The organism is Mesorhizobium sp. WSM4844 (assembly GCF_055811775.1).
In genome coordinates this window covers 1-12,485 of the sequence record NZ_JBVVQB010000089.1, presented here as the reverse complement: position 1 = coordinate 12,485, position 12,485 = coordinate 1, and the positions used below count along the sequence as shown (strand labels likewise).

11 protein-coding genes are annotated in these 12,485 nt (G+C 65.7%); 4 read left to right on the top strand and 7 right to left on the bottom strand.

The features are described 5' to 3' along the window. Positions 1-149: 149 nt before the first annotated feature. From AC0L2A_RS34450 to AC0L2A_RS34430, 5 genes are all read right to left on the bottom strand, one after another. Positions 150-1,088, bottom strand: coding sequence for an ABC transporter substrate-binding protein (locus AC0L2A_RS34450; RefSeq protein ID WP_128184858.1), 939 nt, complete (start codon positions 1,086-1,088; stop codon positions 150-152). Positions 1,089-1,166: 78 nt separating this feature from the next. Then, a complete protein-coding gene (locus AC0L2A_RS34445; RefSeq protein ID WP_128173425.1) occupies positions 1,167-2,165 on the bottom strand; it encodes an ABC transporter permease subunit in 999 nt (332 codons plus the stop codon). Then, on the bottom strand, positions 2,162-3,706 hold the full coding sequence (locus AC0L2A_RS34440) for a sugar ABC transporter ATP-binding protein (protein WP_473612643.1): 1,545 nt from the start codon (positions 3,704-3,706) through the stop codon (positions 2,162-2,164). Before AC0L2A_RS34440 ends, AC0L2A_RS34445 begins: the two co-directional genes overlap by 4 nt. Then, the gene (locus tag AC0L2A_RS34435) at positions 3,703-5,082 is read right to left on the bottom strand and encodes an FGGY-family carbohydrate kinase (RefSeq protein WP_473612641.1); all 1,380 of its coding nucleotides are present in this window, start codon (positions 5,080-5,082) and stop codon (positions 3,703-3,705) included. Before AC0L2A_RS34435 ends, AC0L2A_RS34440 begins: the two co-directional genes overlap by 4 nt. Then, a complete protein-coding gene (locus tag AC0L2A_RS34430) occupies positions 5,079-5,861 on the bottom strand; it encodes a DeoR/GlpR family DNA-binding transcription regulator (protein ID WP_287141123.1) in 783 nt (260 codons plus the stop codon). Before AC0L2A_RS34430 ends, AC0L2A_RS34435 begins: the two co-directional genes overlap by 4 nt. 200 nt (positions 5,862-6,061) lie before the next feature. On the opposite strand from AC0L2A_RS34430, the gene AC0L2A_RS34425 reads away from it, so the two are divergent. From AC0L2A_RS34425 to ggt, 4 genes are all read left to right on the top strand, one after another. Further along, positions 6,062-7,105: a class II aldolase/adducin family protein gene (locus AC0L2A_RS34425; RefSeq protein WP_473612640.1), complete on the top strand. Its 1,044-nt coding sequence runs from the start codon at positions 6,062-6,064 to the stop codon at positions 7,103-7,105. Position 7,106: 1 nt separating this feature from the next. Beyond that, complete coding sequence (locus tag AC0L2A_RS34420; RefSeq protein ID WP_473612639.1) at positions 7,107-8,393, top strand: FGGY-family carbohydrate kinase; 1,287 nt, start codon at positions 7,107-7,109, stop codon at positions 8,391-8,393. After that, entirely contained in the window at positions 8,390-9,244 is an 855-nt protein-coding gene (locus AC0L2A_RS34415) for a TIGR01459 family HAD-type hydrolase (RefSeq protein WP_473612637.1), read from the top strand. The genes AC0L2A_RS34420 and AC0L2A_RS34415 overlap by 4 nt, the downstream gene beginning before the upstream one ends. Before the next feature lie 129 nt (positions 9,245-9,373). Continuing rightward, positions 9,374-10,960 carry a gamma-glutamyltransferase gene (gene ggt / locus AC0L2A_RS34410; RefSeq protein ID WP_473612636.1) on the top strand — a complete coding sequence of 529 codons (1,587 nt, stop codon included), beginning with the start codon at positions 9,374-9,376 and terminating at the stop codon, positions 10,958-10,960. A 53-nt stretch (positions 10,961-11,013) separates the two neighbouring features. Here ggt and AC0L2A_RS34405 read toward each other — a convergent pair whose 3' ends face one another. Continuing rightward, positions 11,014-11,808 carry an ABC transporter ATP-binding protein gene (locus AC0L2A_RS34405; protein WP_473612635.1) on the bottom strand — a complete coding sequence of 265 codons (795 nt, stop codon included), beginning with the start codon at positions 11,806-11,808 and terminating at the stop codon, positions 11,014-11,016. After that, the coding region (locus AC0L2A_RS34400) for an ATP-binding cassette domain-containing protein (protein ID WP_473612633.1) at positions 11,805-12,485 on the bottom strand (681 nt) is incomplete at its 5' end. The genes AC0L2A_RS34400 and AC0L2A_RS34405, both read right to left, overlap by 4 nt.

The window sequence follows — 12,485 nt, the reverse complement described above, 5'->3', positions numbered from 1 at the left end:
TTTCCTCCACAGCCCCCTGCCCCCCGCCCCGCCCCCTCCCCCCCACACCCCCCCCCCCCGGGCGTCCTGTTTTCTTAAAAAACAACAAAAAAAAACCCCCCCCGGGGGGGGCCCGCCCCCCCCCCCCCACCAGCCTTGGGAGGCTTTAGCTAGCGGGCCGCGGTCCAGCCCTTATAGTCCTTCAGGTTCTCTGCCGTGATCAGCTGCGGGTCGAGCAGCACCGTCGCCTCGGCCGGCTTTTTGCCGGCGAGCACTTCAGCTGCCATCTGCAGCGATTGGCCGGCCATGACGTAAGGATCCTGCGAGGCCGAGGCCTTGATCATCGAGGTGCCGGAAGAGAGTTCCTTCTCGATGTCGGGCGCGCCGTCGACCGCGGTAAAGATGAACTCCGAGCGGTTGAGCTGCTTGGCCGCAAGCTGGGCGCCGATCGCCGTCGGGTCGTTGATGGCGAACACCGCGTCGATCTTGTCGAAGCGGGTCAGCAGCGACTGGAACACCTTCAGGCCGCCGTCGCGCGAGCCTTCGGCATTCTGGTCGTCGGAGAGGATCTTGATGTCCGGGTGTTTTGCCAGCACGTCCTTGCAGCCCTTCACCCGCTCCAGGATCGACGACGATGCAGGGCCGTTCAGGATGACATAGTCACCTTTGCCACCGGTTTGGTCGACCAGGTACTGGCAGGCCGCTTCGCCGGCCTTGACGTTGTTGGTCATCACGGTGACGTCGGCGCCCGGCGCCGAAACGTCGAACGCGGCAACCACGATGCCTGCCGCCTGCGCCTTCTTCACCGCCGGCGCGATCGCCTTGGCATCGACGGCGTTGAGCATGATCACGTCGACGCCGGCGGCGATGAACGAGTCGACCTGCGAGACCTGCTTGTTGAGGTCGTAGTCGGCCGACACCGACGTCACCTCGACATTCGGGTTGATCTTCCTGGCCGCGTCCTCGATGCCCTTGATGGTGGCGACGAAGAACGGGTTGCCGAGCAGGCCGACCGAGATGCCGACCTTGTTCAGATCCTTGGCAGAAGCCGGTGCGACGGCGACGGCCGCGAGGGCAACGCCGCAGAGCAGTTTAGCGATGGTCTTCATTGTTTTCCTCCTGATGCCCCGCGCCTCTCACGGTGCGTTACATGAAACCGGGTCGTTGACGCCGGCAACTAAGGTCAATCACGTTCTTGCTCCTGCCTGGAGCCTGTAGCGGTCGAGGGCGACCGCCACGATGATGACCAATCCCTTGATGATGTACTGCCAGATGTCCGAAACACCGGCCAGGATGAGCCCGTTGGAGAGCACCGCAATGATCAGGCCGCCGATCAGCGTGCCCCAGATCGAGCCGACGCCGCCGACGAAGCTGGTGCCGCCGAGAATGACTGCGGCAATGGCGTCGAGTTCGTAGGACTGCCCAAGCTGCAGCCCGTTGGCCGCATAGAGCCGGGCCGCCGACATGGCGCCGCCAAGGCCGGCGAGAAGGCCTGAAACGCCATAGACGAAGAGCAGCACCAGGGGCACCTTGATGCCGGTGAGGCGGGCGGCCTCGGCATTGCCGCCGACGGCATAGATCCAGGTGCCGAGCACGGTGCGCTTGAGCACCAGCCAGGACAGCACCACGACCGACAGAGCGATGATGACCAGCCAGGGGATGCCGAACAGCGACCCGTTGCCGATGAAGTCGAACGGCAGGTCCGAGTTGAACACCGTGGTGTCCTGGCCGAGCAGGCGGGCGACGCCGCGCACGGCGGTCAGCGAACCAAGCGTGACGATGAAGGGCGGCAGCTTGATGTAGGCGACGAGCAGCCCGTTGATGACGCCGAAGCCGAGGCCGACCAGAATGGCCGCCGGCACGCCGAGCATGCCCCACTCCGGCACCAGCGACACCATCACCGCCACCATCGCCGAGGCGGCAAGAATGGAGCCGACGGACAGGTCGATGCCGCCGGTCAGGATGACGAAGGTCATGCCGGCCGCGAGCACGATGTTGATCGACGACTGTTGGGTGACGATCAACAGGTTGGTCTCGGTGAGGAAGCGCGGGTTCATGATCTGGAAGCCGGCCGCCAAAAGGATCAGGACCGGCAGCATGCCAAGCGCGGCGAAGGCGGTGCGCAGCCGCCGGCTCCTGCCGACAGCCTGGTCACCCGCACTCATCCCGGTTGCCTTATGGGTCATCCCTTGGCCGCTCCCGTTGCGAGTTCCATGATTGCTTCCTGACTGAGCGGCTGGCCTTCGGATGCGGTCACCTCGCCAGCGATAGTGCCGTCGCGCATCACCAGCACGCGGTCGGCGACGCCGATCACCTCCGGCAGTTCGCTGGAGATCATCAGGATGGCGATGCCCTTCTTGGCGAGATCGTCGATCAGCCGGTAAATTTCCGACTTCGCCCCGACATCGACGCCGCGGGTCGGTTCGTCGAGGATGAGGACCCGCGGCTCGGTTTCGAGCAGGCGGGCGAGCAGCACCTTCTGCTGGTTGCCGCCCGACAGCGAGCCGGCATTGGCCTGCACCGACCTGGTGCGGATGGAGAGGTCGGAAACGGCCTTGGCGGCGCGCCTTTCGGCCGTGGCGAAGTCGCGCAAGCCGCCGGCCTGCGCATCCCTGGCGAGCACGCCCATGCTGATATTGTCCGAAATCGACATGTCGAGGAACAGGCCGAGCTCCTTGCGGTCTTCGGTAAGATAGGCGATGCCGGCGTCCAGCGCCTCGCGCGGCGAGCCGATGGCTATCGGCTTGCCGTCGAGTTCCAGCGTGCCTGACGTGTGCCTGTCGGCACCGAAGATCAGCCGTGCGAGCTCGGTGCGGCCGGAGCCGACCAGGCCCGCCAGTGCCAAGACTTCGCCCTTGTGCAGGTCGAAGGAGCAGCCTTTCAGGAGATTGCCGTCCGACATGTCGCGCACCGACAGTGCGATCGCGCGCTTGCTGTCCGGCGGGCGGTGATCTTTTTTGTAGAAGGCGGACAGGTCACGGCCGACCATCATCGAAACGAGGCGCGAGGCATTCAGGTCGGCGCGGTCGAGCGTGCCGACATAGCCGCTGTCGCGCAGCACGCTGACACGGTCGGCAAGCTGGTAGACCTCTTCCATGCGGTGGCTGATGTAGATGATGGCAATGCCTTGCGACTTCAGCGTCGCAATGACCTCGAACAGCCTGTCGGTCTCGCGCGAGGTCAGCGACGTCGTCGGCTCGTCCATGACGATGATGCGCGCGCTGGTCGACAGCGCCCGGGCGATTTCGACCATCTGGCGTTCGCCAAGCGACAGGCTGGCGACCGAGGAGCGCGCCGAGAAGGAAACGCCGAGCCGTGCGATGATCTCCTTGGCGCGGCGATTGCACTGGTCGCGATCGACGATGCCGAACCGTCTCGGCTCGTTGCCGAGGAAGATGTTCTGCGCGACCGTCAGGTTGGGCGCAAGCGACAGCTCCTGATAGATGACGGCAATGCCGTTGGCGCGTGCTTTGATCGGGTCGCCGGTCGCGACCGGTGTGCCGTCGATCAGAATCTCGCCGCCGGCATCAGGCCGATAGGCGCCGGACAGCACCTTCATCAGCGTCGACTTGCCGGCGCCGTTTTCGCCCATCAGCGCGTGCAGTTCACCGGCGTGGACGGTCAGCGATACGTCCTGCAAGGCGCGAATCGGGCCGAACGTCTTGGAGATGTGCCGCATCTCCAGCACCGGCTGGCGCACGGTTTCGATCCGGGCAGCGGCGGTCATCGCGCGCCTCCCGCTGCGGCATCAGCGACGCCTCGGTCGGCGGCGAGACCGCGCCAGCTATCGCGATAGAAGGCAAGCCCGGTGAAGCTCGAGGCGCGTACCGGCTCCGGCGCCTCGGCGGCAAATTCGCGTCCAACACTCTCGAAGGCCAGAGCCGCTGCTCCGGTGGCGCTGCCCTCCAGCGTGGCGCCCTGCATGAAGGCCTGGCCGGGACGCAGCTGCGCCAACAGGCTGGCGAGCAGGCCGCCACTGTTCAGCCCGCCATCGACGATCACCGTGTTGTTCGAATGGATCAGGTCGAGACACAGATCGACCATCAGTGCGACGTAGAGCAGCGCCACGGCCGCGCGCTCTTCGGCGTTGGGTGTGCGCCCGACCAGTTCGCCGCGATGGCCAGGCATCGGCCCGCCCGGCGCGAAGCTCGACAGCGCCATGATGCCGGCATCGATCACCTGCTGCACAGCTGAGGGGGCGATCGCGCCCTGCCAACCGTTGCTGATCGCTGCGAATTCACGGCCGCCCATGAAGCGGATGGTCGGCACCGGGCCGCCATCGACATCGACATTGACCAGCATGTCGCGGTCGCGATCGAGCGCGTCGAGCGGGCAGTCCGGATTGAGCACCACAACCCAGGTGCCGGTCGAGACGACGGTGACCGGACCAAGCTCCTGCCGGCGATAGGCATGGAGCGCCGCATTGCTGTCATGGACACCGTTGTGAATGGCGATCGGCCGAGTCGCCCCGCCAAAACGCTGCTTGCCGATCACCGCGCCGGCACGCTCGAAGGCGGGCATTTGCCGGCGCCAACCCTCGGCGTCGACCAGCGTGGAGAAATCGCGCTTGCGCGGCGCCCACAGATGCGAGTGGCAGCCGAGATAGGAAACCTCCGACACCGCCCGGCCGCCAAAGCGCCAGCTCCAGTATTGTGGGTAACCGAGGATCGATTTGGCGGCGGCGAACACGCTTGGTTGCACCGTCTTCAGCCACAGCATGTGGCGACCATAGTTGAAGCCGAGCGGCAGGCGCGGCGAGAAGGTTTCGGCGAAATCCGGGATGCGGCGATCGATCTGCGCAGCAAGCTCATCCGGTGGCTCCTGCTCGTAGTCGAGTATCGGATGCGTAAGCGCCGTATCGTCGACCAGGGCAAAGGTGCAGCCATGGCCCGAAACCATCAAGCCCTCTATGCCATGGATGTCGACCGCTTCGCCGACGGCGCGAGCCGCCCAATCGTGAAGCGCTGCTTCGTCGAGCACACTGAAGCCGCCTTCGCGCGTCCAGTTCGGCTGGGTCCGCCGCTCACCCAGAATCTGCCCGTCCTGACCGAAGACGAACAGCTTCGAGTTGGTCTTGCCGAAGTCGAGGACAGCCACCTTCACTGGACGGCTCCTGAGGCAGAGGCGATCCGCACCATGACGCCGGCGTTTTCGAGCATGCGTGCGTCGGCATCGGAAAGGCCGTCATCGGTCACCAGCGTGCCGATGCGCGACAAGGGCAGCGCGACGTTGCGCGCGTGGATCGACAGTTTGCGGCTGTCGGCCAGCACCACGATCTGGTCGGCGGAGAGACTGAGTTCGGCGATGGAGCGGACCAGCAGCGGATGCGATTCCAGCACGCCCTCCGGGCCAATGCCTTGCGCGCCTAGAAAGAACTTCGATGCGTAGAAAGGCACGGACTGGGTGAGCGAATGGATGATGCCAGGCTCGCGATGCAGTTCGCCGCCAGCAATGGTCAGGCTGCAATGGCCGTGGTCGCTCAAATAGGCCACGAGCGGCATCGAGTTGGTAAAAAGCCGGATGTTGCGGTCGGCGAGCTTGGCGCCGAGATGGAAGCAGGTCGAACCGCCATGCACGATGACGGCGTCGCCATCGCGTACCATGGTCGCCGCGAGAGCGGCGATCTGCCGCTTGGCTTCGACCGCGAGGTCGCGGTTCTCGTCGTAGGGCCTGGCATAGGCGACGCCCGCCTGCGCAGCGCCATCGAGCGCCGAGATGCCGCCATAGACCTTGCGTGCCTCGCCGGCCTCGTCGATCTTGTCGATATCGCGCCGCACCGTCGCCGCCGAGACACCGAGGCGCTCCTGCAGCTCGCGCACCGAGGCGAAGGGGCGATCCCGCAACAGCTCCACGATCTGACGCTGGCGGCCGGAGTCGCTCAACGGATACCCTCCCGAAATGCCATTTGCCACGGCAATTGGTGTAAGTTACTCAGCGCGGATCAGATTGCAAGCTCGATTTGGTGGGACAAGATCAGTCTTGACGTAACTTACTCGCATCTGCAATACCAGCGTCACTCGTCTGTCCCGGCTACCGGGATTCAAAGCCGTGGCCTAGGCGGCCGGTTTGGGAAGGAGTTTCGATGGCAATCAATGCGGATGCGCAGGAACTGGCTGCTTTGCGGTCGCTTTCGGCCAGCATCGGGCGCGACCCGCACTTGACCCAGGCCGCGGGCGGCAACACGTCGCTGAAAGCCGGCGACACGCTCTGGATCAAGGCGTCCGGCACCTGGTTGAAGGACGCGCTCGCCGAGGACATCATGGTCCCGGTGGCGATCCCGCCGCTGCTCAGGGCTGTCGAACAGCGCGACCCGGCCGCCGATCAGCCACAGGGTTTCGCCATCGAGGCGCTCAACGCCCGCAAGCTGCGTCCTTCGATCGAAACCACGGTTCACGCGCTGATGCCGCAGCGCGTCGTTCTGCATATCCACTGCGTCGATACCATTTCGCTTGCCGTGCAGGCCGACTGCGAGGCTCAAGTCGCCAAGCGCCTCGATGGCCTCGAATGGGCGTATGTTCCCTATCGCCGGCCCGGCCTGCCGCTTGCCCAGGGCATTGCCGAGCGCCTTCGGCCTGGGGTCGATGTGCTGATCCTTGCCAACCATGGCCTGGTCGTCGCAGCCGAGACCGTCGCCGGCGCCGAGGCGCTGCTGCGTCGCGTCACACGACTTCTGGCGCGGCCGCCCCGTAAGGTGGCGGAGCCCAACGTTGTCGCATTGACGACGCTCATCGGACGCAGTGGTTACAGGTTGCCGGCGGATGGCGAAGCGCATGCCGTCGCGATCGATCCTGAAAGCTGCCGCATGGCGTCAGGAGGCAGCCTCTATCCCGATCACGTCATCTTTCTCGGCCAGGGTTCGGTCGTGGCGAGGCCCGGTGAGGACGTGATGCGTGTCACCGAACGGTGCGGCACGGCACCGGTGGCGATCCTGTTTCCCGGGCTTGGCGTGCTGATGCGCGGCGACGCCAGTGCCGGCGCCAATGCCATGCAACGCTGCCTCGCCGACGTGACGGCGCGGGTCGATGTCGCAGCGAAGCTGAACTATCTGACATCAGCCGAGAACGACGAACTGATCAACTGGGACGCCGAGCAGTATCGCCAGAAACTCAATGCAGCCGGCAGCTGACATGGCGTTGTCAACCGGCCCGCTTTCGATCGGTATCGACATCGGCACATCAGGCGCCCGCGCTGTCGCCATGCGGCCGGACTTTTCGATTGCCGCGCGTTCCGCCGTTCCACTCGACAGATTTGGCCAGAACGCCCGCGACCCGTCGGTATGGTGGTCAGCGGTCGGCGCGGTGCTGACGGAACTGCTTTCCGGGATCGATCGCGCGGCGGTGCGCTCGATCGCCGTCGACGGCACTTCGGGCACGCTGCTGCCGGTCGACGGCGCCGGGCGGCCGCTGGCCGAGCCGTTGATGTACAGCGACAAGGTCGACGACGACGCCATTCTGGCGGTGATCGCGCGCGAGGCGCCGGCCGCGAGCGCAGCCCATGGGCCGACGTCCGGTCTCGCCAAGGCGCTGTCGTTCCTGCGCCTGCCCGGCGTCGCCGCGGTGCTGCATCAGGCCGACTGGATCGCCGGACAGTTCTCCGGCCGCTTCGACGCCAGCGACGAGAACAATGCCTTGAAGACCGGCTACGACGTCGAGGCCCGCCGCTGGCCGGACTGGATCGCGGCGACCGGGATGCGCATGGAATTTCTTCCTCGTGTCGTCAAGCCGGGCGACGTCACGGGAACGCTCACCGCGAGCGCAGCGGACCTGTTCGGCCTGGCGCGCGACGTCGCCGTGGTCGCCGGCACGACGGATGGCTGCGCGTCGTTCCTGGCAACGGGGGCTGCGGCTGTTGGCGACGGCGTCACCGCGCTGGGGTCCTCGCTGACCATCAAGATCCTCTCCGACCGGCCGATCTCGGCGCCGCAGTTCGGCATCTATAGCCACCGTCTGGGAGATGCCTATCTGGCGGGTGGTGCGTCGAATTCGGGCGGCAAGGTGCTGGCGCAGCATTTTTCTCTCGCGCGCATCATCGAATTGAGCGCGGCAATGGACCCCATGACCGAGACCGGCCTCGACTATTATCCGCTTCCCGCGGTTGGCGAACGCTTTCCCGTGGCCGATCCTGCTCTGCCGCCACGCCTGACGCCGCGGCCGGCCGACGACGCCGACTATCTGAAAGCGATGTTCGAGGGCATTGCGGCGATCGAGGCGCTCGGCTATCGCCGGCTTGCCGAACTCGGCGCCCCCCGATTGACGTCGGTCAGGAGCGTCGGCGGCGGTGCGGCAAATCCCGCCTGGACCGCGATCCGGCAGCGCAAGCTGGCTGTCGATTTTCTGCCGGCGCTTTCGGACGAGGCGGCCGCCGGCACGGCGCGGCTGGCGCTGATGGGCGCAATCGCAGCGGGGCTGTTGTGAGCACGAAACCAGTTGACCATCTCGACGGCATCGGAGCGCTGGTCGAGCGCTATCAGGTGTTCCTGCTCGATCAGTTCGGCGTGCTGCACGACGGCACGAACCCCTATCCGGGCGCCGTGGAGGCGTTGTCGGCGCTGAAGCGCGCAGGCAGGACGATCGTGCTGGTCTCGAATTCCGGCAGGCGGGCGCGGCCCAATGAGGCCCGCTTGCTGAAGCTCGGCTTCGAACCAGGAAGCTGGGATCAATTTGTCTCTTCCGGCGAGATCGCGTGGCGGTCCTTTCACGAAATGGCGATATCGGGAAAGCTGCGCCCAAACACAAAGTGCCTGCTGATCAGCCGCGAAGGCGATCGTTCGGCGATTGAAGGTCTGCCTTTCACCCTGACCAGCGACGGCGACGATGCCGAGTTGGTGCTGATCGCCGCCAGTGAGGGCGACCATTACGATATCGAGCACTATCGCCGGCTTTTTGCGCCGGCAGCGATGCGGCAGGTGCCATGCTTCTGCACCAATCCCGACAAGATCATGCTGACGGCAGTCGGGCCTCGCTTTGGCGCCGGCCAGCTTGCGGATCTCTACGAGAGCCTCGGCGGTAGCGTCACCCGCATCGGCAAGCCCTACACGCCGATCTTCGACGCCGCGCTGGCGCTGGCGGGCAACCCGGACCGCAGCAGCGTGGTCTGTGTCGGCGACAGCGTCGAACACGATGTCGCCGGTGGAATTGGTGCCGGCGTGGCGACCGCGCTGGTCTTGTCCGGAATATTGGCAGACACCCCTGACCTGGCAGAGCTATTCGACAGTCTGGACGCCTACCCCGATTACACCACGGACAGTTTCAGATTCGCTGATTGAGATCGGCAGCTTCCGAGGGGTTGAGCGCTGCCATGGTGATCGTTCCGTCGTTCGTGCTGCTTTCGGTGGCGCAGCCCTTTGGCTGCTGTTGCCAGTTCACATTTGGTTGGTCGGAGGCTATTGAACTGCATGCGTGATTTCCAACTCCCCGGACGGTCGCCGGTTCGTGCGACGGAAGCGATGGCCGCGACATCGCACCCGCTGGCGACGCTGGCGGCGATCGAGATGCTGCGGTCCGGCGGCAACGCGATGGACGCAGCCGTCTGCGCGGCTGCGGTGCAGGCGGTTGTCGAGCCGCAATCGACCGGGATCGGCGGCGACTGTTTCGTCCTCTATTGCCCCAACGGCCAAGGTGAAGTTCTGGCCTTCAACGGCTCCGGCCGCGCACCGGCAGCAGCAGAGGCTGAGTGGTACCTGGACAAGGGGCATGTCGAACTGCCTGAGTCCGGTCCGCATGCGGTCACCGTGCCGGGCGCCGTCGACGCCTGGTGCCGGCTGCTCGAGGATCACGGCAGAAAGGGCATCGACGCCGCGCTCGCTCCGGCCATACATTACGCCGAACAGGGTTATGTCGTCCAAGACCGCGTGGCCTTCGACTGGGCCGAAAGTGCCGGATTGCTGGCCGCCGACGAACATGCCGCGCGGATATTTCTGCCGGATGGAAAGGCGCCGCTGGCCGGCGAGTTGCACCGGCAGCCGCAACTGGCCGAGACCCTGCGCATCGTCTCGCGCCGTGGCCGTGCCGGCTTCTATGAAGGCGAGGTCGCCGACGACATGGTTTCGCGTCTGCGCGTGCTTGGCGGGCTGCATGCGCTCGAGGATTTTTCGGCGACGAAGGGCGACTATGTCAGGCCCGTCAGCACATCCTACCGGGGCTACGACATCCATCAGATGCCGCCGAACAACCAGGGGCTGACGGCACTGATCATGCTGAACGTGCTGTCGGGCTTCTCGCTCGGTTCGCTGGAACCGAACGGCGCCGAGCGCTTTCATCTCGAGATCGAGGCGGGGCGGCTTGCCTATCAGGACCGCGACAATTTCATCGGCGACCAGAACCAGGTCCATGTCCCCGTGCAGCAGTTGTTGTCCAGATCCCATGCCGACCAGCTTCGCGCCGAGATCGATCCGGCGCGCGCGATGACGCATCTGCCACGGCTGGAGCTTCAGCCGAGCGATACCGTCTACATCTCCGTGGTCGACCGCGACCGTAATGCGGTCAGCTTCATCAACTCGACCTTTGGTTCGTTCGGCAGCGGCGTGGTCGGCCCCAGGACCGGCGTCGTCCTGCAGAATCGCGGCAGCAGCTTCCGCCTGGCGGCGGACCACCCAAACCGCATCGCACCGGGGAAACGCCCGATGCACACCATCATGCCGGGCATGGTGACAGCCAAGGGCAGGGCAGTCATGCCGTTTGGCGTGATGGGCGGCGGCTATCAGCCGTTCGGCCATGTCCATTTGCTCACCAACATGATCGACTTCGGCATGGACCCGCAGGAGGCGCTCGATGCGCCGAGAGTGTTTTACCGCCAGAACGCAGTGGAGGCCGAGCGTGGCGTTCCGGCCGAGGCGATCGCCGGCCTGCGCGAACGCGGCCACGACGTGTCCATCCCAACCGAGCCGCATGGCGGCGGCCAACTGGTGCTGATCGACTGGGACAAGGGCACGCTTACCGGCGCGTCCGATCCACGCAAGGATGGTTGCGCGCTGGGTTACTGACGTCCGCAGCGTCGCCGAGCTTGTACGACAGTTTCAGCTGGTTTCGATATCTGTCACGAGGCGCCCTGCATGCTGGTCCTGTTCAGTTTTGGCGCTGCCGCCACCAGCGCCCTGCCGATCGCCGACTGCGGGGCACCGATGACCGCACGGGCGTTGCCGCTTTCGGCGACGCGGCCGGCATCGAGAATGACGACACGATGGGCGATGGCGCTGATGACGCCGAGATCATGCGAAATGAACAAATAGGCGATCCGTTGCTCGCGTTGCAGATCGAGCAGCAATTGCAGGATCTGCCGGCGCACCGATACGTCGAGCGCGGACACCGCCTCGTCGAGGACGATCAGCGACGGGTTTGTGGCGATGGCGCGCGCGATCGCGATGCGCTGGCGCTGGCCGCCCGAGATCTCGTGGATGGCACGAGCGGCGAGATCAGCGCTCAGGCCGACGCGCTCCAGCAGAGCAGCGATACGGCGCGGGCGTTCTGATCGGGCTGCGATGCCATGGATGCGCAAAGGATCGTCAAGCACGCGCGCCACGCTGGCGCGCGGATTGAAGGCGGCGAGCGGGTCCTGGAAGACCATTTGCACGCGCGCGCGCCGGGCGCGCAACGCAGTATCGTTCAGGGACAGGAAGTCGCCACCTTCGAACTCGATGCGGCCGGCGTCCGGTTCGATCAGCCGCAGCAGCAGCCGCGCGACCGTCGACTTGCCGCTGCCGGAAGGGCCGGCCAGCGCCAGCGTCTCGCCGGCCTCGATATGAAAGGAGACATCATCGACGGCGGCTATTGTCTTGCCGCCGCGGCGATATCGTTTGGTCAGGCCGGAAACAGCCAGCAATGGACTGCTCACCGCGACGCTCCTGACTGCTGCAGCAGCGGTTCGGCGTCGAGGCCGAGATGGGCGTTAAGCAGCGCTCTTGTGTAGGCGTGGCGCGGACTAGCGACGATCTGCGCCGTCGTGCCGAGCTCGACCAGCTCGCCGTGCCGGAACACGGCGATGCGCTCGGCCAGATCGGTGGCCAGCGCGATGTCGTGGCTGACGAACAGCAGCGTCATGCCGTCCTCGGCCACCAATTGCCGGATCAGCGCGACGATCTCGGCCTGCACGATAGTGTCGAGCGCGCTGGTCGCCTCATCGGCGATCAGCAGTTTCGGACCGGCCGCGATCGCCGCGGCGATCGCCACGCGCTGTTTTTGGCCACCGGAAAGCTGGTGCGGATAGGCGTGCAAGGCGGCGTCCGGGTCGGGCAGGCGGACGCGTTCGAGCAGGGTTTTTGCCCTGGCATAGGATTGCGACCAAGTAAGGCCGAGATGTGTGTGCGCGACTTCCGCGATCTGCTCGCCAACCGCCATTACCGGATCGAGGCTGGCCGACGGGTCCTGGAAGACGAAGCCGATATCGCGGCCACCGAGGGGGGTGCGGGTGGACTCGCTAGGCTGGCGTTCCGTCGCACCCCCCTCTGTCCTGCCGGACATCTCCCCCGCAAGGGGGGAGATCGGCAGTTCCGCTGTTGGCTCTCTTTCACC